Genomic DNA, 22386 nt, shown 5'->3' with positions numbered 1-22386 from the left:
GGACGTTCAATGCCTTCCAGGCCCCGGCTTTCGCCTCTTTCCGCAGCGCTCGCAAGCATCTTCGCAGCCCTGCTCGCATCGCCGGCCCTGACCCAGGCCCAGACACTGAACGAACTCTATGACGCCGCCCGCGGCTACGACGCCACCTACCAGGGCGCACGGGCCCAGTACGAGGCCAACGTCGCGCGTGCCGCGCAGGCCAAGGCCGGCATCCTTCCCGCCGTGGGGCTCACGGCCGGCGTGACGCGCAGCGACCTCGACATCGACACTCTCACGGGCAGCGGCCGCGGCACCACCACGCCGCGCGACTTCAACACGCAGAACGTCGGCATCAACGCCACGCAGCCGCTGTACCGACCGGCCAACTGGGCCACGTACGAGCAGGGCAAGCGCCAGGCCGACATCGCGCAGGCGGTGCTCACCATTGCCGAACAAGACCTGATCGTGCGCGTGAGCCAGGCGTACTTCGACGTGCTCGCAAGCCAGGACAGCCTGGCGCTGGTGCGCGCGCAAAAGGTTGCCGTGGCCGAGCAGTTGGCGTCGGCCAAGCGCAACTTCGAGGTCGGCACCTCCACCATCACTGACTCGCGCGAGGCACAGGCCCGCTACGACCTGGTGATCGCGCAGGAGATCGCGGCCGAGAACGACCTGCAGGTGAAGAAGATCGTGCTCGACCAGCTGGTCGGCCGCCCCGGCAGCGTGCCGGTGCCGCTGCGGGTGCCGGTAGTGCTGCCCGCCGCCGTGCCCGCGGACATCAACGCATGGGTCGCGCAGGCTGACGAGGTGCATCCCTCGATCCAGCAGGCCCGCCTGGGCCTCGACGTGGCCGGGCTCGAAGTGGACAAGGCCAAGGCCGGCCACAAGCCCACGCTCGACGCCAACCTGGGCTACAACGTCACGCGCAACCCGACGGGCACCAGCACCAGCACCGTGGGCACCCGCGTCAACGCGACCACAGTCGGCGTGACCTTCAACCTGCCGCTGTTCGCCGGCTTCGCCACCGAAAACCGCATCAAGGAAACGCTGGCGCTCGAAGACCAGTCGCGCAGCGTGCTCGACGGCACCCGCCGCAGCGTGGCGCAGGCCACGCGCGCGGCCTACCTCGGGCTCGTCTCCGGCGCAGGACAGGTGAAGGCGCTGGAAGCAGCCGAGGCATCGAGCCAGAGCGCGCTCGACGCCAACCGGCTCGGCTACCAGGTGGGCGTGCGCATCAACATCGACGTGCTGAACTCGCAAAGCCAGCTGTACCAGACTAAACGCGACCTGGCGCAGGCGCGCTACAACGTGCTGCTGGGCAACCTGAAGCTGCGCCAGGCCAACGGCACGCTGACGACCGACGACATGAATGCGATCAACGCGACGCTGGCGAGCAACGGCAGCGTGCCGGCCGTGCCCTCGGCCACCGGGCCTGATCGCAGCACCACAGTGCCGCCTGCGACAACCGTGACGCCGCCGAGCATTCCGGTGATCCCGCCGGTGCCGGTGCAGCCGTTCAATCCGCCGGCGCCGACGATGCCGACAGCACCCGTGCCGCCGGTGATCCTGAACCCGCCGGTGCGCTGAGCGCGCGCCGCAGTCAGTCCAGCGTGGGCTCGGCCCGCGTTGGCTCTTCGTCCAGCGGCTCGCCTGCCGCCGTCACCGGCTCCGCCGCCTGCGCAATCGCCAGCACCGCGGCCGCAGTGCGCTCGGCAGCCCCGCGGTTCGATGAAGAGAACGCCAGCGCGGCCTGCGCCATCGTGGCGCGGCGCTCGGGGTTCTCGACCAGCTTCAGCGCGGCCGTCACGGCCTGCTCCATGCCCTCGACCCGCAGCGACGCACCGGCCGCCAGCGACAGCTGCGCCGCCTCGGCGAAGTTGAAGGTCGACGGGCCCATGATCACCGGGCAACCGCAGGCGGCCGGCTCGATGAGGTTCTGGCCGCCCAGCGGCTCGAAGCTGCCGCCCAGCAGCGCCACGTCGGCAAGGCCGTAGTACAGCGCCATCTCGCCCAGCGAATCGCCGAGCCAGATCTCGGCGTCGGAAGGCTGGCCCGCCGCGCTGCGGCGCGCGACGGCAAAGCCTTCGGCCTCGATCAGCGCTGCCACTTCGTCGAAGCGCTGCGGATGCCGCGGCACGATCATCCATTGCACGTCGTGCACACGCTTGGCGATCGAGCGGATCGCGCCCTGCTCGGGCGGCACGGGCGAGGTTGCGCCGAAGCGCTTGAGCACTTCGAGCAGCAACCGCTCTTCGCCGTCGCGCGAGCTTGCGAGCACGACCATCGGCTTGGGCAGGCGCTCGCGCAGCGACACCGCCGCGTTCAGCTGGCGCGCATCGGGCGTGGCGTCGAACTTGAGGTTGCCGTAGATGCCGGCCACCTTGGCGCCGAGCGACACCAGGCGGTGCGCATCGGCCTCGGTCTGCGCCCACACGGCGGTGAGCGCCGAGTACGCGGGCCGCGCCAGCCATGCAAGCCGTTCGGCCGAGGCCAGCGATTTCTCGTTGAGCCGCGCGTTGGCCAGCACCAGCGGAATATGGCGCTCGGCGCACGCGGCGGCCATCTCGGGCCAGACCTCGGTTTCCATCAGCACGCCGATGCGTGGCTGGAATTTGTCAAGAAAACGCGCCACCGCGCCCGGCGTGTCCCACGGCTGCCAGACCTGCGTGTCGCCGGGTTCGAGCAGCTTGGCGCCTTCTTCGCGACCGGTGGCGGTGCCATGCGTGAGCAGGATCGGAATGCCCGGGTACTGCCGCCGCAGCTCGGCGATCAGGATGGCGGCCGCGCGCGTCTCGCCGAGCGAAACCGCATGCACCCAGCACTGGGCCTGGCCGGTGGTGGCTTCGTCATAGTGGCCGAAGCGCTCTTCCACGGCCACGCCATAGCCCGGCTCGGCCTCGGCGCGGCGCCGCAGCTTGCGGCGCACTAGCGGTTGCACGACGGTGGTGAAGACGCCGTAGAGGCGAAGCAGCAGGGAACGCACGGGCTCAGTTCAATGGGAGGCTTCAGCCAGCTTGGCGTCGGGCTTGACGGTTCTCAACAGAGCCAGCATCTCGGCTTCGATGCGCTTCAATGCGGCATCGGTCTGGCCTTCGAAGCGCAGCACCAGCACGGGGGTGGTGTTCGAGGCGCGGATCAGGCCGAAGCCATCGGGCCAGTCGACGCGCAAGCCATCGATGGTCGAGACCTTGGCTGGGGCCGCGAAGCTCGCGCCCTTCACGAGCTTGTCGACCACCACGTGCGGCTCGCCTTCGGCGCAGGCCACGTTGAGTTCGGGCGTCGAGAAGCTGGTGGGCAGCGCGTTGAGCACGTCGCTCGCGTTCGGGCTCTTGCTCAGGATCTCGAGCAGCCGGCAGCCCGCATAGGTGCCGTCGTCGAAGCCGAACCACCGCTCCTTGAAGAAGATGTGGCCGCTCATCTCGCCGCCCAGCGGCGAATCGATCTCCTTCATCTTCGCCTTGATCAGCGAATGGCCGGTCTTGAAGATCATCGGCACGCCGCCCGCTGCCTCGATGGCCGGTGCCAGGCGCTGCGAGCACTTCACGTCGTAAATGATGGTGCCGCCGGGCACGCGCGACAGCACGTCCTGTGCAAAGAGTTGCATCTGGCGGTCGGGGAAGATGTTCTGGCCGTCCTTGGTGACGATGCCCAGGCGGTCGCCGTCGCCGTCGAAGGCCAGGCCCAGTTCGGCGTCGCCGGTGGCCAGCGCGGCCATCAGGTCCTTGAGGTTCTCGGGCTTGCTGGGGTCCGGGTGATGGTTGGGGAAGTCGCCGTCGACTTCGCTGAACAGCTCGGTCACTTCGCAGCCGATGGCGCGGAAGATGGCAGGGGCCGACGCACCCGCGATGCCGTTGCCCGAATCGACCACGATCTTCATCGGCCGCGCCAGCTTGATGTCGCCGGCAATGCGCTTGACGTAGGCCTCGGTCACGTCGACCTTGCGCACGCTACCGCCTGGGGCGAGCTGAGCGGTGCCAGCTTCCATGGTCTTGCGCAGGCCCTGGATCTCGTCGCCGTAGATCGCGCGGCCGGCCAGCACCATCTTGAAGCCGTTGTAGTCCTTGGGGTTGTGGCTGCCGGTGACCTGGATGCCGCTCTTGCACAGCGTGTGGGCCGCGAAGTACAGCATCGGGGTGGTGACGGCGCCCACGTCGATCACTTCGACGCCGGTGGCCACCAGGCCCTTGATCAGCGCCTCTGCCAGCGCGGGGCCCGACAGGCGGCCATCGCGACCTACGGCCACCGACTTCTCACCGGCGGCGCGGGCTGCGCTGCCGAAGGCCCTGCCGAGCGCTTCCGCCACCTCCGTATCGAGAGTGACGGGCACGACGCCGCGAATGTCATAGGCCTTGAAGATCGACGCGCTGAGCTGCATGAAAGGCGTTTCCCTGTTGGTTTTGTAAACGGGGCATTGTAGGCAAGGCTCCAGATGCCCACATGTCCGAAAACGGCCAGTTGAAACGAGTCGAAACCGTATCATTTCCCCATGCCTACCAGCCACACCCTCACCGAAGCGCTCGAGAGCGACGCCTGCTACCTGGCGATGAAGACGCATGATGCGCGCTTCGACGGGTCGTTCTTCACCGCCGTGACCTCCACCGGCATCTATTGCCGCCCGGTCTGCCGCGTCAAGCTGCCGCGCCGCGAGAACTGCCGGTTCTTCCGCCACGCGGCACAGGCCGAGGCCGCGGGCTTCCGCCCCTGCCTGCGCTGCCGGCCCGAGCTGGCCCCTCGTGCTTCAGGCGCAGCCAGCTGGTCGACCGAAGACGCCTCGCGCATCCTCGCGCTGCAGGCAGCACGGCTGATCGACGAGCCCGACGCCTGGTCGGAAGACGGCCCGGGCGCGGCGCAGATCGCGGCGCGGCTCGGCGTGAGCGACCGCCACCTGCGGCGCATCTTCGAGGTGCAGTTCGGCGTCTCGCCCCTTCAATATCTGCAGACGCGCCGCCTGCTGGCCGCCAAGCAGCTCATCGCCGACACCCGCCTGCCGATGACGCAGGTGGCGCTGGCCAGCGGCTTCGCCAGCGTGCGGCGCTTCAATGCGGCCTTTCTGGAGCACTACGGCCTGAACCCGAGCGCCCTGCGGCGCGCCGGTGGCGCCACCGTCGAAGGTGGCGAAGGCAAGGCCATCGAGGTGCGGCTGGGCTTTCGCCCGCCCTACGACGCCAACGCGATGCTGGGCTTCTTCGCGCGCCGTGCGCTGCGCGGCGTCGAAGTCGTATCCACGGCGGACGGCAAGGAGCCCGCCAAGGGCAGCACGCCCACCTATGTAAAGCTGACCCGCACGCTGCGCGTCCAGCAAGGCGGACAGGCGCATGCGGGCTGGCTGCAACTGCGCTTCGACCTCGAACGCGAGCAACTGCTGCTGTCGGTCAGCGATTCACTGGCCGCGGTGCTGCCCATCGTCATCAGCCGCGCACGCGCCCTGTTCGACCTCGACGCCGAGCCGATGGCCATCAATGCAGCGCTGCATGCGGCCTTTCCGCATGGCGACGGGCTGCGCGTGCCGGGCACGGTCGACGGCTTCGAGCTGGCGGTGCGCGCGGTGCTGGGCCAGCAGATCACGGTGGCCGCGGCGCGCACGCTGGGCTCGCGGCTGGTCGAGGCCTTCGGCGAGCCACTGGCTACGCCCATCGAGGGGCTGAACCGCCTGTTTCCCACGCCCGCGACCATTGCCGCCGCGAGCGGCGATGCGCTGGGGCAGCTCGGCATCGTGCGGCAGCGGCAGACGGCCCTGCACGCCATCGCACGCGAAGTCGCGTCCGGCAAGCTGGCGCTGCATGCGGGGGCCGACGTGCCTTCGACCATCGCGGCGCTGCAGGAGCTGCCCGGCATCGGCGCCTGGACCGCGCAGTACATCGCGATGCGCGCGCTGCGTTGGCCCGATGCATTTCCGGCCGGCGACGTGGCACTGCAGAAGGCGCTGGGCGTAACCACAGCGCGCGCTGCCAGCGAGGCCTCGCAAGCCTGGCGGCCATGGCGCAGCTACGCAGTGCTGCGGGCGTGGCATGCGCCCTCTTCCACTCCTGCAACCGCCACCGAAACGGCGGCCGCGGAACTCCCTCTCATCACTACGGCAGGCCTCGCCGCCTGAAACGTCATGAAATTCAAGAGCAAAGTCATCTACACCTCGCACATCGACACGCCGCTCGGCGGCATCACGATGGCGGCCACCGACCAGGGCCTGGCCGGCGTCTGGTTCGACCAGCAGCGCCACTGGCCCGACACCAGCGGCTGGATCACGAAGGACGACCACCCCGCGCTGGTCGAGGCGGCCGCGCAGCTGCACGACTACTTCGCCGGCAAGCGCGACAACTTCGACATGAAGCTCGACCTGTCGCACGGCACCGCGTTCCAGCAGAGCGTGTGGCAGCAACTGCTGGCCATTCCGGCGGGCGCCACCACGAGCTATGGCGCGCTCAGCGTCAACGTGGGCAACCCGGCCGCGGTACGCGCCGTTGGCGCGGCCGTGGGGCGCAATCCGATCAGCGTGATCGTGCCTTGCCACCGCGTGCTGGGCGCCGACGGATCGCTGACCGGTTACGCTGGCGGGCTCGACCGCAAGACCGCCCTTCTGGAGCTCGAAGGCGCGCTGTAAGAACATCCAACGAAGAAGAGACAGAGAGCGAAAGACGCATGACCACAACGAACAACAACATCGCAGCCGCCAAGCCCCTCGCACCAACCGCCTGGCTCATCGACCTGGTGCTGCTGGGCGCGCTCTGGGGCGCGTCTTTCCTCTTCATGCGCATCGGCGCGGCGGAGTTCGGCGCGCTGCCGACGGCCGCGGTGCGGGTGGCCATCGCCGCGCTGTTCCTGCTGCCCATCGCGCTGCTGCGCGGCCAGGGACCGTCTCTCGCCAAGCACTGGAAGGCCAGTTTCGCGGTCGGTGTCTTCAACTCGGGCATGCCGTTCGCCCTGTTCTGTTTCGCGCTGCTGACCATCAACACCGGCCTGGCCGCCGTGCTCAATGCCACGACACCGATGTTCGGCGCGCTCGTCGCCTGGGCCTGGTTCCGCGAGCGGCCTGCGGGTTCGCGCATCGTCGGGCTGGTGATCGGCTTTGCCGGCGTGGCAATGCTCGCCAGCCGCAGTGCCGGCCTGCATGCGGGCGCCAGCGGCAATGCCGCGCTCTTCGCGGTGCTGGCCTGCCTGGGTGCATGCCTTTGCTACGGCATCTCGGCCAGCGCCACGCGGGCCCACCTGGGCGGCGTGCCCGCGCTCACCACAGCCACCGGCAGCCAGATCGGCGCCACGCTGTTCCTCGCCCTGCCCGCCTTCTGGCTCTGGCCCGCGCAGATGCCCAGCCTGCGCGCGTGGCTCGCGCTGCTGGCGCTCGGCATCGCCTGCACGGGCGTCGCCTACATCCTGTTCTTCCGGCTGATCGAACGCGCCGGCCCGGCGCGCGCGCTGACGGTGACCTTCCTGGTGCCGGTGTTCGCGCTGTTCTACGGCGCGGTCTTCCTCGGCGAGAACATCACGCAGTGGATGCTGATCTGCGCGGCCGTCATCGTCTGCGGCGTGGCGCTGTCGACGGGCATCGTCAAGCTGGGCTCGCCCCGCAAGGCCTCGGCCTGAGCGCGCTTCGCCGGGGCGCCTACACGGCGCCCGCGACGACGTTCACCGAGAGTGCGAGCACCAGCATGTTGAACGCGAAGGCCAGCACGCTGTGCAGCAACGTGATGCGTCGCATCTCCTTCGACGTCGCCTGCACATCGGACACCTGCGAGGTCATGCCGATCACGTACGAGTAGTAGAGAAAGTCGAAGTAGTCGGGGGCGTCGTCCTTGCCCGGAAAGTCGAGCCCGCCGTCGGGCGTGCCGCTCTTCTGGTCGATGTAGTAGCGGTGCGCGTAATGAAAGGCATAGATCGTGTGCATCATCAGCCACGAGCCCGCCAGCGCCACGAGCCCGAGCGCCACGTGCGCCGCGCGCTCCCAGCCGCTCAGCGCCTTCACCTGCTGCAGCAGCATGGCGATGGCCACCACGCTGGCGCCGACCACCACCAGCATCGAGACGAGGATCACCACGTTGGGCTGGTCCAGCGACTGCGCCCGTTCGCGCGTGCGCTTCGCATCGAAGGTGTCGGCCAGCCACCACGACAGCACCTGGTAGACCACCACGGCCACGCACCACCCGGCCAGCGCGCGCGCCATGCCGCTCATGGGCACCGGCATCAACGCCGCGGCGGTGGCGCAGCCTGAGACAGCGCCGTAGAAAAGACGTTGGGGACCGGTGGTGGTGGAAAGGTGTTTGCGCATGGCGGCACTGTAGCTCCGCGCAGTCTCCCGTCGTCGGCGTTCAAGGGAGTCATGCCCGGAGACATTCGCTTCTAGCGCCGTCTCTGCCCTTCTCCGTCCGACAGCAACGCTGCGCGCACTTCCTTCTTCAGCACCTTGCCCACCTTGGAGCGCGGCAGGTCGAGCCACACCTCGATCTGCTTGGGTGCCTTCACGCTGCCGATGCGCGACTTGACGAAGGCCTTGATCTCCTCCACGTCCAGTTGCCGCCCGGCATGCGGTTGCAGCACTGCCACCACGCGCTCGCCCCACTTCTCGTCGGGCAGGCCGACGACGGCGCTGTCCTGCACGTCGGGGTGCTGCATCAGCACCTGCTCGACCTCGACGGAGTAGACGTTGAAGCCGCCCGAGATGATCATGTCCTTGGCGCGGTCCACGATGTAGAGAAAGCCGTCTGTGTCGAGGTAGCCGATGTCGCCGGTGTGGTGCCAGCCGTGGCGCGAGGCCTCTTCGGTGGCGCGCGCGTCCTTGTAGTAGCCGAGCATCACGAGCGAGCCGCGCACCACGATCTCGCCGCTCTCGCCCGTGGGCAGCAGCGCGCCGTCGCCGTTCATCACGCCCACCTGCACGAGCGGCCCGGGGCGGCCGGCCGATGACAGGCGTTGGCGTGCGACGGTGCCGTCATTGTTGAAGTGGTCGCGCGGCGACATCATCGAGATCATCATCGGCGCCTCTGTCTGGCCAAAGAGCTGGGCCATGACGGGACCGATCTTCTGCAGCGCCTCTTCGAGCCGCGCGGCCGACATGGGCGCCGCGCCGTACCAGAAGCACTGCAGCGAATCGAGCTTCGCATCTGCCAGCTGCGGGTGCTGCAGCAGCATGTAGATCAGCGTGGGTGGCAGGAAGGTGTGGGTGACGCCGTGTTCTTCGATGAGGCCGAGAAATTCGCCCAGGTCTGGCTTGGGCATGATCACGACCTGCCCGCCCAGCGCCATCACCGGCAGGCACAGCACGCCGGCCGCATGCGTGAGCGGTGCCAGCGCGAGGTAGACGGGCCGGCCCTCGAAGGGGTAGCCCATCAGCGTCAGCGCCGACATCGCCTCGAGGTTGCGCCCCGACAGCATCACGCCCTTGGGCTGGCCGGTGGTGCCGCCGGTGCCGGCGATCATCGCAACGTCGTCGACCACCGGCACATCGATGGGCGCATCGCCGGCATCCCCCAGCCATTGGTCGAGCGATGGCGCGAAGGGCTGCGCCTTGTCGAGGCAGACCAGCGTCGTCACCTTGGGCAGGTCGGCCCGCATCTGCTCGACCAGCGGTGCGTAGTCGCTGTGGAAGATCAGGCAGCTGCAGTCGAAGGCGTCGAGCACATAGCGGTTCTCGGCAGCCTCGTTGCGCGGGTTGATCGGACACCACACGGCCGCGGCGCGCGACAGCCCGAAGACGCATGCAAAGGCGACCGGGTCGTTACCCGACAGCACCGCCACCTTGCTGCCCGAGGCGATGCCGCTGCGCTGCAGCGCCCGCGCCACACGGTAGCTGAAGCGCTGCACGTCGCCGTACGACAGCAGCACGGCCCCCATGCGCAGGCAGGGCGCCGCGGCTCCCAGCGAAGCGCCCTTGTCCAGGTAGTCGATCAGGCGCATGGGAGTCAGCCCAGCCGGGTGAGCACGGGCTCCTGCACCAGTCCGAAGCTGCGCAGCGCGCCCAGCAACTCGCGATGCCCGAAGGCCTGGCAACCCGAGGCGAAGCCGGCGCGGCGCGGTGCCTGCTGCAGCAGCGAGGCCGCCGCATAGGCCTGCAACAAGCCGGTCTGCTTGTAGTTGCAATTCCCGAAGATCACGCAGTGCATGCGGCCCAGCGGACCGGAGGCATGCACCGAATCGACGGACTTGTTGATGCGCGGGTTCTCGCGCGGGGGCATGGTGTTCATCACGCCTGCCGCCGTCTGGGCCAGTGCGGCGTAGCGATCCTCGTCGTTCATGCCTTCCGTGGCCTTGAGCGCGGCGGCCACGATGTGCGGCACGCCCTGCATCAGCGCCTTGTTGAAGACCCCGCCGAGCACCTTCACATTGGCCACGCGCGGATCGCGCTTGAACCATACCGGGTGCGAGGTGCCGCCCCAGGGCAGCGCCAGCGCCGCCTCATGCTGGCCGGGAATCGACAGGTGGTACAGGCCCGCGTCGGGTTGCCACTCCACGTACTCGTTCTGCTCCAGGTAGTAGGCCTTGGACGTGGCTGCGTTGACCAGGATGGTCTGAGTGGACGCGATGGTCGGGCTGCCGCCCCAGAACACGGCAATGTCCAGCGTGTCGAGCCCGGGCGTCTCCAGGCACAGCTGCGCCGCGATCTCGCCGGTGGTGTACATCTGCGCCAGGCCGGGCGAGAGCAGCAGGCCCGCGGCGGCGAACTTGGCGCCGTACTTCTGTTCGAGCGTGATGAGCCAGTCCTGCTCGCCGGTGGTGTCGGTGTAGTGGCATCCGGCGGCCAGGCAGGCCTCGACCACCTCCGGGCCGAACTTGGCGAAAGGCCCCACCGTGTTGAGCACCACCGAGGCACCGGTGAAGAGCTCGGTGAGCGCCGCCACCGAATGCGCCACCTCCACCACTTCGTAGCTCGCAGTCTCGATGCCGGGCACGTTGGACTTCATCGCCGCTTCGACCTTCTGCGCGCTGCGGCCCGCGGCAACGAAGGGGATGTTGTACTCGCGCAGGTATTCGCACACCAGTCGGCCGGTGTAGCCGGAGGCGCCGTAGACGACGACGGGCTTCTTCTTGCTGCTGCTCATGTTGTGTCTCCTTTTTGTGCGCTCACATGCCCATGCCACCGTCCACCGCGATGCCGGCGCCGGTGATGAACCGGGCCGCATCGGAGCAGAGGAAGACCACCACGTCGGCCATGTCGCCGACTTCGCCGAGACGGCCCAATGGCGTCTGGCCGATCACGTCGCCCACGGCCGCCTCGACGCTGGGCGCGAGCCCTGCAGCGACGATGTCGCTGGCGAGCTTCATGCCCATGTCGGTGGGCACCAGCCCCGGGTAGATGCAGTTCACGCGAACGCCGTAGCCCAGCTTGCCGGACTCCATGGCCGCGACGCGCGTGGCGCGATCGACTGCGGACTTGGTCGCCGAGTAGCCCGCAATGGCCGGGAAAGCGATGGTCGCCGCGACCGAGGCGATGTTGACCACCGCCCCGCCGCCACCCGCGCCGCCGCCGGGACGCATCGCACGGAACGCGTGCTTCATGCCGAGCAGCGTGCCGGCCACATTCACGTCCAGCATGCGGCGCAGGTCGTCGCCGTCGACGTCGATCACCAGCGAAGTGATCTCGATGCCGGCGTTGTTGACGAGGATGTCGAAGCCGCCGAGCTCCTTGACGGTGGTCTCGGTGGCCGAGGCCCAGTCGCCGTCTTTCGTGACGTCGAGCGGCACGAAGCCCACCTTCGCTCCAGACGCAGACAACCTTGAAGCGGTTTCGCGCCCCAGGTCGGCGAGCACGTCGCCAATCATCACGGAGGCGCCGGCCACCGCCAGCGCTTCGGCAATGCCCGCACCAATGCCGCGCGCACCGCCCGTCACCAGGGCCTTGCGCCCTTTCAAGTCGAACTTGGCCATCACTTGTCTCCTGTAGATGTGTTGTGAGATGGAGCGGTCATCGTAGAAATCGACTTTACGGGTGTCAAGTTTTTCTTTGACGATTGTCAAAACTTCGTAAAATGACATGCGTGGCACGCCGGATGCGGGTTCTTCCGCTTGCGTGCTATGGTTTGGAATCACGAAGAACACAGGGGCCGGCATGCGTGCGGTCCGGCTTTCAATGACGACACATCAACGGCTAAAGAAACACGCTGAACGAGTGCCCAAGACGCGGGTCGACAAATTCTCGGAACGGCGCGCCGAACTGGGCGAAGCCGCGCTGACAACGCTGGCAGCACTGGGCTATGCACGCACCAGCCTGCGCGAGATCGCCCAGAACTCGGAGTTCTCTCACGGCGTTCTGCACTACTACTTCAGCGACAAGGTCGACCTGATCATCTGCAGCGTCAAGCAGTACAAGGCGCGCTGCGTCACGCGCTACGACCACGCGGTGGAAAGCGCCACCACCTACGACGAGCTGATGGATGGCTTCCTGCAGAGCCTTGGCGACACGCTGCGCGACGAAGGCCACGTGCATCGCCTCTGGTACGACCTGCGTTCGCAGGCGCTGTTCGAAGAAGCCTTCCGCGCCGATGTCGTGCAGATCGACAAGAGCCTCGAGGACATGATCTGGCGCATCATGAGCCGCTTTGCCGAGCTCTCGGGCGAAGCGCCCGGCATGCCGCCCTCGGCCACCTATGCGCTGTTCGACGGGCTGTTCCAGCAGGCGCTGCTGAAGCACCTGTCGGGCGATGCGAAGGCCATCGACAACATGCAGGCCGATGTGCGCCAGGCCATCTCGCACCTGTTCGCGGCCCCTGCCAAAGCCGCAGCGCCGGCCCGCAAGCGCCGCGCCTGAAACGAAGGGCCGGGCGTCAGGGCCTTGGCCCTTTCGCCGGCGCGACGGCACGCGCGCCCGCCCACTGCCCGCTCTCGCACAGATCGCGCACCACGTCGCCGATCAGCGTGCACACGGCGCGCTTCGCGTTCGTGGTCGGCAGATGCACCGACACGCACAGCCCGAGCGTGCGAAACATCGATGGCGAGTCGATGCGATGCGCGACAAGCCGGCCTTCCTGCACTTCGCGCTGCGCGAGCCCGAACGGCATGATGGTCGGCCCGAGCCCCGCCTCCACCGCCGCCTTCAGCGTGTAGACCGAATTGATCTCCGCGGCCACCTGCGCCGTGGAATGCCCCTCGCGCTCCAGCACCGCATCGACCAGCCAACGCGTGCAGTGGCCGTGCGCATTGGCGGGCCACACCAGCGGCCGCGCAGTAGCCTGCGCAATGCTCACGTCGCCGGGCGGCAGCGCATGCGGGCTCTGCGGCGATTCGAGGAACACGAAGTCTTCCTCCACCAGCGGGACGAACCGGATGTCTTCCGCCGGCATGGCAGGCGAGAACACCGCCACGTCGACCCGGCCGCGCAGCAGCTGGTCGGCCATGTTGCCGGTGAGTTCCTCGTTCAGATGCAGCACCACGTCGGGATAGCGCCGGGCCGCTGCGCGCATCAGCGGTAGCGCGATCATGGGCGACACGCTTTGCGGCAGCGCCGCCACCACCGAGCCCGCCACCGAATCGGCCGCGACATGCACGGCGGCCTTGGCGTCGCTCACCTGCTTGGTGATGCCCTGCGCGTACTCGTAGAAGACCTTGCCTGCCTCGGTCATCGCCACGCCGTTGCGGCTGCGAAGCAGCAGCTGGGTGCCGAGCTCGGCTTCGAGCTCGGCCATCTGCTTGCTCAATGCCGACTGTGCAATGAAGAGTTGCTGCGCGGCGCGCGACAGGCTGCCGCAATCCACGATGGCAACGAAGTACTTGAACTGACGCAGCTCCATCGAAGGGCCTCCGGCCGCGCACTGCGGGGTGCAGGCGAGGCCGGGGATTCTAGGCCGCACATCTCCGCTCGGGCACTCAGGCTCCGGCCGGAGCAACGACCTTTCCCGGGTTGAAGATGTTGTACGGGTCCAGCGCCTGCTTCACGGCACGCATCAGCGCCACCGTGTGCTCTCCGTGCTCCTCGACCAGGTACTTCATCTTGTGCATCCCCACGCCATGCTCGCCGGTCGAAGTGCCGCCATGGCGCAGCGCGCGCTGCACAAGCCGGTGGCTGAAGGCCTCGGCGGCTTCGTTCTCCGCCGCGCTGTTCGGGTCCACCAGCACCAGGCAATGGAAGTTGCCGTCGCCGACGTGGCCGAACACCGGCACCAGCAGGCCGTGTTCGGCGATGTCGGCCTGCGTCTCCTCGATGCACTGCGCGAGCGCGGACAGCGGCACGCACGCGTCGGTGGTCAGGCTACGGCTGCCCGCCTTCAGTTGCAGGCAGGCGAAGTAGGCGTGATGGCGCGGCGTCCACAGGCGCGAGCGCTCCTCGGGCCGGTTGGCCCATTGAAAGGCGCCACCGCCGTGGTTGCCCGCAATCTCCCGCACGATGCCGGCCTGCTCGTCGATCTGCGCCTGGCTCGCGCCGAACTCCAGGAACAGCGTCGGGTTCTCGCCCAGGTTGGTGTGGCTGTACGCGTTCACGGCGCGGATGGTCAGTGCGTCCAGCATCTCGGCGCGCGCCAGCGGAACGCCCATCTGGATCGACTCGATCACGCAGTCGACCGCCGCGCGCACCGACGGAAAGTGCACCACCGCTGCCGCGTAGGCCTCGGGGTGCGGATGCAGCCGCACGGTGGCCTCGGTGATCAGCCCCAGCGTGCCTTCGGAGCCGCAGTACAGCTGCGTGAGGTTGTAGCCCGCCGAGCTCTTGCGTGCCCGCGAGGCGGTGTGCGTCGTGTCTCCGTTGGCCGTGACCACCGTCAGGCTCACGAGGTTGTCGCGCATGGTGCCGTAGCGAACGGTGTTGGTGCCCGATGCGGCCGTGGCGATCATGCCGCCGATGGACGCATTGGCACCGGGGTCGACCGAGAAGAAAAAGCCGGTGCCCATCAGCTCCGCGTTCAGCTGCCCGCGCGTCACGCCGGCCTCGACCGTGGCCGTGAGGTCTCCGGGGCGAATTGCCAGCACCTTGTTCATCTGCGAGAAGTCGATGCACACGCCACCCTCGACGGCCAGCAGGTGCCCTTCCACCGACGAGCCCACGCCGAAGCCGATGACCGGCACGCGCTCGCGTGCGCAGGCCCGCACCACGAACGCCGTCTCTTCGGTGCTGCGCACGAACACCACCGCATCGGGCGGCTGCGGCAGATAGGTCGACTCGTCGGTGCCGTGCTGCAGCAGCACGGCCGGGTTGGTGGAAAAGCGCTCGGCAAACTTGCGCTGCAGTAGCGCAATCAGTTCAGGCGACGGGGAACGCCGCGTGTTCGAACTCACGACCGTGTCCATGGGGTTCCTTCAAGGAGGCAGATAAACGGATCAGCGCTTCGGCTTGACGAACAGCACCAGCACCGCGCCAGTCACCAGCAGCCCTGCAAGCATGTGCAGGCCGGCATCGGTGCTCTGCGTCGCATCCTTGATGAGCCCGATGAGAAATGGCGCGCTGAAGCCCGAGAGGTTGCCGAAGGAGTTGATGAGCGCAATGCCCGCCGCCGCAGCAGCACCGCCGAGAAAGGCCGTCGGCATGCCCCAGAAGACCGGGAAGGTCGACATGATGCCCATCGTGGCCAGCGTGAGGCCGGCCATCGCGAGCGTCGCATTGCCGTGGAAGGCCACGCTCAGCACCAGGCCGATGGCGCCGACGATGGCGGCCAGCGCGCTGTGCCAGCGGTACTCGAGCCGGCGGTCGGCGCTGCGGGCCACGAAGTACATCGCGATCACGCCGAAGGTCCACGGAATGGCGCTGAGCAGGCCGATGTCGAGCGCGCCCTTCACGCCGATCGCCTTGATGATGCTCGGCAGCCAGAACGAGATGCCGTACAGCCCCGAGGTGTACGCAAAGTACACCAGCGCCAGCAGCCACACGCGGCCGTTGCCCAGCACGCTGAGGATGCGCGGCTCGGCCTTGCCGGCGTCTTCGGCGGCGATGTCACGGGCGATGAGTTCGCGCTCGGCGGGCGTGAGCCACTGCACGTCCTTCACGCGGTCATCGAGGTAGCGCCACACGACCAGGCCCAGCGCCACGGTCGGCAGCCCCTGCAGCAGAAACAGCCACTGCCAGCCGGCCCATCCGTTGACGCCGCTCATGCCCTGCAGGATCCAGCCCGAGATCGGCCCGCCGAGGATGCCCGCGAACGGAATCGCCGCGAGGAACAGCGACGTGGCCTTGCCGCGCCGCGCGGCCGGGTACCAGTAGGTGAGGTACAGGATGATGCCGGGGAAGAAGCCCGCCTCGGCCGCACCGAGCAGGAAGCGGATCACGTAGAACGACACCGGCGAACTCACGAACATGGTGGCCGCCGAGAGCAGGCCCCAGGTGATCATGATCCGCGCGATCCAGCGGCGCGCGCCCACGCGGTGCAGCACGACGTTGCTCGGCACCTCGAACAGGAAATAGCCGATGAAGAAGATGCCCGCGCCCAGCCCGTAGACCGCGTCGCTGAACTGCAGGTCGCCCTGCATCTGCAGCTTGGCGAAGCCGACGTTCACGCGGTCGAGGTACGCCACGATGTAGCAAACGAATAGCAGCGGGATCAGCCGCCATCCGACCTTGCGGTAGACGGCGTCGGAGGTGCTGTCGAAGCGGCCGCTGTAGGGCGGCGTTGCGATGGTGCTGGTGCTCATGGGTGCGTCGCTTTCGTTCGTTCTGGCCCGGTTGCAGCCAATAGTCTCGTTCGCACCCCGCCGCGCAGGTGCGGGTTTCTACGCAAGATTCATATGGATTGAAGATCCGCGTATCTCCGAACGAGATGCGCACGCCGCCGGTTCGCCGAAGTGTTGTTTCATCAGGGCTAACCCTGCGGTCAAGGCCCTGTTCCTCCGCCCCGATGAATGTAATAATTTAGTTACAACATTACCCATCAACTGGAAGAAGGCCTCCATGAATCACCGCACTCTTCGTCCTTCGCTTCGCACCGTCGCTCGCGGTACAGCGGGGTTGCTTCTGGCAGTTGGCGCCTCGGCGCATGCCTTCGTGATCGGTGTCAGCGAAGGCGTGAGCTACAACGTGTCCGACGCGCAGGTCAGCGCCCGCTTCGAGCCCATCGCCGAAGTACTGTCCAAGGCGCTCAAGCAGCCGGTGACGGTCAAGGTGCTCAATTCGTACAACGGCGCGCGCGACGCGCTGAAGCAGCAGCAGGTCGACTTCGCCTTCGTGCATCCGTCGCACGTGGCGCTCGCCGCCATCAAGAGCGGGCAGTACAGCGCCTTCGCCTGGACCACCGGCTACACCGACTACAAGGTGTCGTTCCTGTGCAAGGAGCAGCAGCCGATCTCCGACTGGAAAAGCGTGGCGGGCAAGCAGCTGGTCATGCCCGATGCCGACTCGATCACTGCGGTGATCACCCGCGCGATGCTGCGCGAGCAGGGCCTGCAGGGGCCGACGGCGGTCAAGGTCACCAACACGCGCTTCCAGGAGGCCGTGCCCTTCTACGTGCAGAACGGCTTCGCAGCTTATGGCGCAACGGCAGCCTCCAGCGTGGTCAAGACCTGGAAGGACGGCGGGGGCAAGGTATGCGCGGAATCGCGCGCGGTGCCAATCAAGCAATGGCTCGCTTCACGCAAGCTCGACGCGGCCACGGTGAGCGCGGCGCGCGAAGCCCTGCTGAGCCTGGGGCAGACCGACGCGGGCAAGCGCGCGCTCGCGGCATCCAGCTACGTCGGCTTCGTCGCGCCTTCGGCCGACGTCGAGGCCTCGCTGATGAGCTGGCTGGGAATCTGAGGGCCAGGCAGAGGGTAAAGCCGCACGCGCACGCCATCTGCCCGACGCGGGCAGAATCCGGCGCTTGCAGTTTCCTCCCTCTCAAGGACTCCCTCCATGACCGATCTCTCGAGCTTCCCCATCACGAAAAAATGGCCCGCGCAGCACCCTGACCGGCTGCAGCTGTACTCGCTGCCCACGCCCAACGGCGTGAAGGTGTCGATCATGCTGGAGGAGACCGGCCTGCCCTACGAGCCGCACCTCGTGAGCTTCGAGACCAGTGACCAGATGTCGCCGGAGTTCTTGTCGCTCAACCCGAATAACAAGATCCCGGCCATCATCGACCCCAACGGCCCCGGCGGCAAACCGCTGGCGCTTTTCGAGTCAGGCGCCATCCTCATGTACCTTGCCGAGAAAACCGGCAAGTTCATTCCGCAGGACGCCGCCGGCCGCTACGAAACCCTGCAGTGGGTAATGTTCCAGATGGGCGGCATCGGCCCGATGTTCGGCCAGCTCGGCTTCTTCAACAAGTTCGCCGGCAAGGACTACGAAGACAAGCGCCCGCGCGACCGCTACGTGGGCGAATCGAAGCGCCTGCTCGGCGTGCTCGACAAGCACCTGACAGACCGCGCATGGATCATGGGCGACAGCTACACCATCGCCGACATCGCCACCTTCCCGTGGATCCGCAACCTGATCGGCTTCTACGAGGCTGCGGATCTGGTGGGCTTCAAGGATTTCAAGAACGTGGCGCGCGCGCTCGATGCCTTCGTGGCGCGCCCCGCCGTGGTGGCGGGGCTGGGCATTCCGAAGCGGGGCTGAACGGTCCGGTCCGTTCGCGATCAGTTCGCGGACAAGTCCATCAGCATGCGCGAGAGCAGATAAAGCCGCGGCACCACGCTCTCGACCTCCGCGTATTCCTCCGGCGTGTGGATGCCGCCACCCACGATGCCGAAGCCGTCGAGCACCGGCACGCCGACGCCCGCCACCAGGCTCGCGTCGGCCGCGCCGCCGCTGCTCTCGATGGTGAGCTTCTTGCCGATCTCGCCGTAGATGCCTTCGGCCATGCGCACCAGCTTGTCTGATGCTGGCAAACGCGGCATCGGGGGCAGGCCGCGAATCAGGCGCACGCGCACTTCGGTCTCGGGAATGAGCTTGTTCTGCGAGATGCGGATCAGGTCTTTCTCGACACGATCGAACTCTTCAGGCGTGGCCACGCGCACGTCGCCCTTGGCGCTGGCCGTCGCGGGAATCACGTTGGTCGGGCCGTTAGCCGTGAGCACCGTGAAGTTGACCGTGGTCTTCTTCGCCGCATCCGCCGTCTTCGACAGCTGCAGCACCTGGTGCGCCACCTCCATCGCCGCGTTGCGGCCCGCCTCGGGCGCCACGCCCGCGTGAGCGGCCACGCCCTTCACCTCGATGAGTGCGGTGGCCGAGCCCTTGCGCTCGACCACGAGGCCGTCAGCCGGTCGGCCCGGCTCCAGGTTCAGCGCCACGTCATGTTGCTTGGCAATGCGCTCGATGAGCGCGCTGGTGCCGACGGAGCCGACCTCTTCGTTGGTGTCGAGCAGGAAGGTGATCTGCCCATAGTCCTTGAAGCCGATCTGCTTCAGGATCTTCAGCGCATACAGGCCGGCCACCACGCCGCCCTTGTCGTCCATCACGCCGGGGCCGTAGGCGCGGCCGTCCTTGATGTAGAAGGGCTTGGCTGCAGCCGTGCCTTCCTTGAAGACGGTGTCCATGTGCGCGAGGATCAGGATCTTCTTCTTGCCCTGGCCGGTCAGCGTCGCGACCACGTTGGTGCCGGGGTGCGGATCGGCCGGAAAGGTCTCGATGCGCGCGCCGAGCTTGCGCAGTTCGTCCACGGCTATCTCGCGGACCTTTTCCAGGCCCGCGGTGTCGGCCGAGCCCGAGTCGATGTTGACCATGCGCTCCAGCATCTTGACTGCCTCGTCCTTGCTTTGCGTAGCTGCGTCGAGCACGCCCTGATGCGGCTTCTGGGCCGCGGCGTTGCCGGCAAGCAGCATGGCGCACGCGAGCACGGCGCCGTGGCAGGCGGTGCGCGCCCAGCGGCGGGTTGATGTGGATGCCGAAGGAACCGGGAAGAGATGGCGCGAATGAATCGTCATGTTGTGCGTTCTGTGCTTTCTGTGGAGGGACGGGGAAGCGGCGGCAGGCTATCACCCGCTTCGAGAACGGGTCAAGCACGATGCGGGCCGCGGCACACCGCACCGGCACGCACCTCTAGCCGGGGAAATCCTCGCCGCGCAACTCGATCGGCTGGCCATGCGGTGTGCGGTCGGCCGCGTGGTCCCAGGCGTGGCGGTAGCGGGCCAGTTCGTCGTCGGAGCTGGCGCCCTTGCGGGCCACGAGACCTTCGAGCGCGGCGAGCCAGTGGCGGTAATAGGTCTCGCCGGTGTCAGGGTCGCCTGCGGCCTGTGCAGCGGCGATCTGCCCGGCCAGCGCCTCAGCCCATTCCGGCCAGGTGAACAGGCCGCGTTCATGCAGCGCCAGCGTCATCGCGAAGGCCTGCGCCTCCCACGGTGCATTGAACACGGGCCCATCGGCATCGCGCGGCATGCCGGGCGACAGGGGCATGTCGCTCACGACGTGGCCTCCAGATAGCTTTCCCACGCATCGACCGACACCGACAGGTTCTGGCGCGGCGCTTCGTCGCCCCAAAGCTCGGCTTCATCGAACTCCACCGTGTAGAGCCACTGCGGCTGCTCGCCGAGCCCCTGCGCATGACTGTCGGCGAACACATGTGCGCCATGTACGTGCACGATGGTGCCGCGCTTGCCCTGCACATAGCCCGGTAGCCGTGTGTGATGGTCGACCTTGCCGAGGTGGTGCATACGCACCGGCTGGCCCATGGCAAAGCGCGCCGGGGCCGATGCCGGCCGCTCGGTCGGCGAGCCCTTGGCGAGAACGGCTGGCACGTTGGCCACCTGCAGCACGCGGGCCACGGGCGTGGGCGCGTGGCGCATTTCTCCGCTCGTGAGCTCGTCGGGAAAGACCTGCCCGCGCTGCAGCATCAGTTGCTCCAGTGCACTGAGCCAGATCTGGTAGTAGCTCAGGTCGCGATAGTCCGGCAGCGTCTCACGCACGGCGCGGCTCGCATCGATGTTCCATGAACCGGTCGCGCCCATGGCCAGCACGAGCGCCAGGGCGCGTGGCTCCCAGGCCGCATGAAAGAGTTCGCCCTCGGACTCCGGCACCACCTTGCCGAAACCCGGCTGGCCGCCGAGGTCGGCTTTCGTGACGTAGCTCATGCGGCGCTCCCCTCTTCGGCAGGCAACTCGACCAGCCGCGTGCCGATCATCGAATCGCGCGAGACCAGCGCGGCGAGTTCGTCTTCGCCCAGGCTTTCGGTTCCGGCGGGGCGCTTCGGAATCACGAGGTAGCGCACCTCGGCGGTCGAGTCCCACACGCGGATGCGCGTGGCCTCGGGCAGCGTCGTGCCGAAATCGGCAAGCACGCCGCGCGGGTCTTTCACCACGCGCGAGCGGTACGGCGCGCTCTTGTACCAGGTGGGCGGCAGGCCCAGCACTGGCCACGGGTAGCAGCTGCACAGCGTGCAGACCACCATGTGGTGCAGCTCGTCTGTGTTCTCCACCGCCACCATGTGCTCGCCCTGCCGGCCCGTGTAGCCCAGCGAGGTGATCGCCGCCGTGGCGTCGGCCAACAGCCACTGCCGAAAGGCCGGATCGACCCAGGCCCGTGCCACCACGCGTGCGCCGTTGCGCGGGCCGACGCGGGTCTGGTAGGTGTCGATCAGCGCATCGAGTGCGGCGGGGTCGATGTAGCCTTTCTGGGTGAGCACGCTTTCGAGGGCGCGGACGCGCAGGTCCATCTCGCCGAGTTCGCTGTGTCCGTGGGAGTGGTCATGACCGGTCATCGGCCAATGCTAGCGCCGCCCCGTAAAATTCCCAACATGACCTCGCCCACCCGCCCCGTCCGCTCCCAGTACGAAGATTTCATGCGCCATGTCGACACCCATGGTGTCTTCAAGAGCGACCGCACGGGTACCGGCACCAAGAGCGTGTTCGGCCACCAGATGCGCTTCGACCTGAACGAGGGCTTCCCGCTGGTCACCACGAAGAAGGTGCACCTGAAGTCCATCATCCAGGAACTGCTGTGGTTCCTGACCGGATCGAGCAACAACAACTGGCTCAAGGAGCGCGGCGTCACCATCTGGGACGAATGGGCGCGCGAAGACGGCGACCTGGGCCCGGTGTACGGCGTGCAATGGCGAAGCTGGCCCACGCCCGATGGCGGCCACATCGACCAGATTTCCGACGTCATCAAGACCCTCAAGACCAACCCCGATTCGCGCCGCATCATCGTGAGCGCGTGGAACGTGGCCGAGCTGTCGAAGATGGCGCTGATGCCTTGCCATGCCTTCTTCCAGTTCTACGTGGCGCCGCCGCAGGCCGAAGGCGAGCGCGGCAAGCTCAGCTGCCAGCTCTACCAGCGCAGCGCCGACATCTTCCTGGGCGTGCCCTTCAACATCGCAAGCTACGCGCTGCTTACGCACATGGTGGCACAGCAGTGCGACCTCGACGTGGGCGACTTCATCTGGACCGGCGGCGACTGCCACATCTACAGCAACCACGCCGACCAGGTTGCGCTGCAACTGAGCCGCACGCCGTACCCGTACCCGACGCTGAACATCAAGCGCAAGCCGGCGTCGATCTTCGACTACCAGTACGAAGACTTTGAAGTGCTGGACTACCGGCACGGCGATCCGATCAAGGCGCCCGTGGCGGTGTGAAGCCCGACGCCCTTCCCGCCAC

General features: G+C 67.6%; 21 protein-coding genes. 8 read left to right on the top strand and 13 right to left on the bottom strand.

Going from position 1 to position 22386, the window contains the following annotated elements:
- The first annotated feature begins 9 nt into the window (after positions 1-9).
- Positions 10-1563, top strand: coding sequence for a TolC family outer membrane protein (locus BLV60_RS26340; protein WP_093058241.1), 1554 nt, complete (start codon positions 10-12; stop codon positions 1561-1563).
- A gap of 13 nt (positions 1564-1576) precedes the next feature.
- On the opposite strand, the gene BLV60_RS26335 is transcribed toward BLV60_RS26340, so the two are convergent.
- Both BLV60_RS26335 and BLV60_RS26330 read right to left on the bottom strand, forming a co-directional pair.
- The gene (locus tag BLV60_RS26335) at positions 1577-2959 is read right to left on the bottom strand and encodes a 3-deoxy-D-manno-octulosonic acid transferase (protein WP_093058240.1); all 1383 of its coding nucleotides are present in this window, start codon (positions 2957-2959) and stop codon (positions 1577-1579) included.
- 9 nt (positions 2960-2968) lie between these two features.
- Complete coding sequence (locus BLV60_RS26330) at positions 2969-4351, bottom strand: phosphomannomutase/phosphoglucomutase (RefSeq protein ID WP_093058239.1); 1383 nt, start codon at positions 4349-4351, stop codon at positions 2969-2971.
- A 111-nt stretch (positions 4352-4462) separates the two neighbouring features.
- On the opposite strand from BLV60_RS26330, the gene BLV60_RS26325 reads away from it, so the two are divergent.
- From BLV60_RS26325 to BLV60_RS26315, 3 genes are read left to right on the top strand one after another with little or no spacing between them, the layout of a single operon-like run.
- Positions 4463-6070: a DNA-3-methyladenine glycosylase 2 family protein gene (locus tag BLV60_RS26325; RefSeq protein ID WP_093058238.1), complete on the top strand. Its 1608-nt coding sequence runs from the start codon at positions 4463-4465 to the stop codon at positions 6068-6070.
- Between the two features lie 6 nt (positions 6071-6076).
- Complete coding sequence (locus BLV60_RS26320; RefSeq protein ID WP_093058237.1) at positions 6077-6574, top strand: methylated-DNA--[protein]-cysteine S-methyltransferase; 498 nt, start codon at positions 6077-6079, stop codon at positions 6572-6574.
- A gap of 38 nt (positions 6575-6612) precedes the next feature.
- Positions 6613-7554: a DMT family transporter gene (locus BLV60_RS26315; RefSeq protein WP_093058236.1), complete on the top strand. Its 942-nt coding sequence runs from the start codon at positions 6613-6615 to the stop codon at positions 7552-7554.
- A 19-nt stretch (positions 7555-7573) separates the two neighbouring features.
- Here BLV60_RS26315 and BLV60_RS26310 read toward each other — a convergent pair whose 3' ends face one another.
- The 4 genes from BLV60_RS26310 to BLV60_RS26295 all read right to left on the bottom strand — a co-directional run bounded on the left by BLV60_RS26310 (position 7574) and on the right by BLV60_RS26295 (position 11829).
- On the bottom strand, positions 7574-8236 hold the full coding sequence (locus tag BLV60_RS26310; RefSeq protein ID WP_093058235.1) for a DUF1345 domain-containing protein: 663 nt from the start codon (positions 8234-8236) through the stop codon (positions 7574-7576).
- Positions 8237-8307: 71 nt separating this feature from the next.
- Positions 8308-9861, bottom strand: a complete 1554-nt coding sequence (locus BLV60_RS26305) for an AMP-binding protein (protein ID WP_093058234.1) — start codon at positions 9859-9861, stop codon at positions 8308-8310.
- A gap of 5 nt (positions 9862-9866) precedes the next feature.
- Positions 9867-11003: a DUF5938 domain-containing protein gene (locus tag BLV60_RS26300; protein WP_093058233.1), complete on the bottom strand. Its 1137-nt coding sequence runs from the start codon at positions 11001-11003 to the stop codon at positions 9867-9869.
- A 22-nt stretch (positions 11004-11025) separates the two neighbouring features.
- Positions 11026-11829: an SDR family NAD(P)-dependent oxidoreductase gene (locus tag BLV60_RS26295; protein ID WP_093058232.1), complete on the bottom strand. Its 804-nt coding sequence runs from the start codon at positions 11827-11829 to the stop codon at positions 11026-11028.
- Positions 11830-12070: 241 nt separating this feature from the next.
- Here BLV60_RS26295 and BLV60_RS26290 point away from each other — a divergent pair, with 241 nt between their 5' ends.
- A complete protein-coding gene (locus BLV60_RS26290; RefSeq protein WP_218132252.1) occupies positions 12071-12709 on the top strand; it encodes a TetR/AcrR family transcriptional regulator in 639 nt (212 codons plus the stop codon).
- A 16-nt stretch (positions 12710-12725) separates the two neighbouring features.
- Here BLV60_RS26290 and BLV60_RS26285 read toward each other — a convergent pair whose 3' ends face one another.
- The 3 genes from BLV60_RS26285 to BLV60_RS26275 form a co-directional block, all read right to left on the bottom strand.
- The gene (locus tag BLV60_RS26285) at positions 12726-13688 is read right to left on the bottom strand and encodes a LysR substrate-binding domain-containing protein (protein ID WP_093058230.1); all 963 of its coding nucleotides are present in this window, start codon (positions 13686-13688) and stop codon (positions 12726-12728) included.
- 76 nt (positions 13689-13764) lie between these two features.
- Positions 13765-15180, bottom strand: coding sequence for an FAD-binding oxidoreductase (locus tag BLV60_RS26280; protein WP_093058229.1), 1416 nt, complete (start codon positions 15178-15180; stop codon positions 13765-13767).
- A 30-nt stretch (positions 15181-15210) separates the two neighbouring features.
- Positions 15211-16515, bottom strand: coding sequence for an MFS transporter (locus tag BLV60_RS26275; protein ID WP_093058228.1), 1305 nt, complete (start codon positions 16513-16515; stop codon positions 15211-15213).
- Between the two features lie 256 nt (positions 16516-16771).
- On the opposite strand from BLV60_RS26275, the gene BLV60_RS26270 reads away from it, so the two are divergent.
- Positions 16772-17611: a phosphate/phosphite/phosphonate ABC transporter substrate-binding protein gene (locus BLV60_RS26270; protein WP_093058227.1), complete on the top strand. Its 840-nt coding sequence runs from the start codon at positions 16772-16774 to the stop codon at positions 17609-17611.
- Positions 17612-17707: 96 nt separating this feature from the next.
- Positions 17708-18412, top strand: coding sequence for a glutathione S-transferase N-terminal domain-containing protein (locus BLV60_RS26265; protein ID WP_093058226.1), 705 nt, complete (start codon positions 17708-17710; stop codon positions 18410-18412).
- A 20-nt stretch (positions 18413-18432) separates the two neighbouring features.
- Here the strand turns inward: BLV60_RS26265 and BLV60_RS26260 are convergent, their stop codons facing one another.
- The 4 genes from BLV60_RS26260 to nthA form a co-directional block, all read right to left on the bottom strand.
- Positions 18433-19719, bottom strand: coding sequence for a M20/M25/M40 family metallo-hydrolase (locus tag BLV60_RS26260; RefSeq protein WP_093058225.1), 1287 nt, complete (start codon positions 19717-19719; stop codon positions 18433-18435).
- Positions 19720-19834: 115 nt separating this feature from the next.
- Positions 19835-20188: a nitrile hydratase accessory protein gene (locus tag BLV60_RS26255; protein WP_093058322.1), complete on the bottom strand. Its 354-nt coding sequence runs from the start codon at positions 20186-20188 to the stop codon at positions 19835-19837.
- 5 nt (positions 20189-20193) lie between these two features.
- Positions 20194-20862: a nitrile hydratase subunit beta gene (nthB, locus tag BLV60_RS26250; protein WP_093058224.1), complete on the bottom strand. Its 669-nt coding sequence runs from the start codon at positions 20860-20862 to the stop codon at positions 20194-20196.
- Positions 20859-21488 (bottom strand): nitrile hydratase subunit alpha, encoded by a 630-nt coding sequence (nthA, locus tag BLV60_RS26245; RefSeq protein WP_093058223.1) that lies wholly within the window; start codon positions 21486-21488, stop codon positions 20859-20861. The genes nthB and nthA overlap by 4 nt, the downstream gene beginning before the upstream one ends.
- Before the next feature lie 36 nt (positions 21489-21524).
- Between nthA and BLV60_RS26240 the strand changes: the two genes are divergently transcribed.
- Positions 21525-22364, top strand: a complete 840-nt coding sequence (locus BLV60_RS26240; RefSeq protein WP_093058222.1) for a thymidylate synthase — start codon at positions 21525-21527, stop codon at positions 22362-22364.
- Positions 22365-22386 lie beyond the last annotated feature (22 nt).

This window comes from Variovorax sp. YR634 (assembly GCF_900106655.1).
In the GTDB taxonomy this organism is placed as follows: domain Bacteria; phylum Pseudomonadota; class Gammaproteobacteria; order Burkholderiales; family Burkholderiaceae_C; genus Variovorax.
Note: the sequence above shows the minus strand (reverse complement) of the source record. Positions and strands in the feature narration are given on the sequence as shown.

What these genes read in the sequence shown, in the direction of transcription:
- BLV60_RS26265 (WP_093058226.1), top strand. Translation starts at nt 17,708, where the DNA reads ATGACCGATCTCTCGAGCTTCCCCATCACGAAAAAATGGCCCGCGCAG.
- BLV60_RS26325 (WP_093058238.1), top strand. Translation starts at nt 4,463, where the DNA reads ATGCCTACCAGCCACACCCTCACCGAAGCGCTCGAGAGCGACGCCTGC.
- BLV60_RS26300 (WP_093058233.1), bottom strand. Translation starts at nt 11,003, where the DNA reads ATGAGCAGCAGCAAGAAGAAGCCCGTCGTCGTCTACGGCGCCTCCGGC.
- BLV60_RS26310 (WP_093058235.1), bottom strand. Translation starts at nt 8,236, where the DNA reads ATGCGCAAACACCTTTCCACCACCACCGGTCCCCAACGTCTTTTCTAC.
- BLV60_RS26240 (WP_093058222.1), top strand. Translation starts at nt 21,525, where the DNA reads ATGACCTCGCCCACCCGCCCCGTCCGCTCCCAGTACGAAGATTTCATG.
- BLV60_RS26330 (WP_093058239.1), bottom strand. Translation starts at nt 4,351, where the DNA reads ATGCAGCTCAGCGCGTCGATCTTCAAGGCCTATGACATTCGCGGCGTC.
- BLV60_RS26340 (WP_093058241.1), top strand. Translation starts at nt 10, where the DNA reads ATGCCTTCCAGGCCCCGGCTTTCGCCTCTTTCCGCAGCGCTCGCAAGC.
- BLV60_RS26305 (WP_093058234.1), bottom strand. Translation starts at nt 9,861, where the DNA reads ATGCGCCTGATCGACTACCTGGACAAGGGCGCTTCGCTGGGAGCCGCG.
- BLV60_RS26275 (WP_093058228.1), bottom strand. Translation starts at nt 16,515, where the DNA reads ATGAGCACCAGCACCATCGCAACGCCGCCCTACAGCGGCCGCTTCGAC.
- BLV60_RS26285 (WP_093058230.1), bottom strand. Translation starts at nt 13,688, where the DNA reads ATGGAGCTGCGTCAGTTCAAGTACTTCGTTGCCATCGTGGATTGCGGC.
- BLV60_RS26260 (WP_093058225.1), bottom strand. Translation starts at nt 19,719, where the DNA reads ATGACGATTCATTCGCGCCATCTCTTCCCGGTTCCTTCGGCATCCACA.
- BLV60_RS26320 (WP_093058237.1), top strand. Translation starts at nt 6,077, where the DNA reads ATGAAATTCAAGAGCAAAGTCATCTACACCTCGCACATCGACACGCCG.
- nthA (WP_093058223.1), bottom strand. Translation starts at nt 21,488, where the DNA reads ATGACCGGTCATGACCACTCCCACGGACACAGCGAACTCGGCGAGATG.
- BLV60_RS26255 (WP_093058322.1), bottom strand. Translation starts at nt 20,188, where the DNA reads ATGCCCCTGTCGCCCGGCATGCCGCGCGATGCCGATGGGCCCGTGTTC.
- BLV60_RS26315 (WP_093058236.1), top strand. Translation starts at nt 6,613, where the DNA reads ATGACCACAACGAACAACAACATCGCAGCCGCCAAGCCCCTCGCACCA.
- nthB (WP_093058224.1), bottom strand. Translation starts at nt 20,862, where the DNA reads ATGAGCTACGTCACGAAAGCCGACCTCGGCGGCCAGCCGGGTTTCGGC.
- BLV60_RS26280 (WP_093058229.1), bottom strand. Translation starts at nt 15,180, where the DNA reads ATGGACACGGTCGTGAGTTCGAACACGCGGCGTTCCCCGTCGCCTGAA.
- BLV60_RS26270 (WP_093058227.1), top strand. Translation starts at nt 16,772, where the DNA reads ATGAATCACCGCACTCTTCGTCCTTCGCTTCGCACCGTCGCTCGCGGT.
- BLV60_RS26295 (WP_093058232.1), bottom strand. Translation starts at nt 11,829, where the DNA reads ATGGCCAAGTTCGACTTGAAAGGGCGCAAGGCCCTGGTGACGGGCGGT.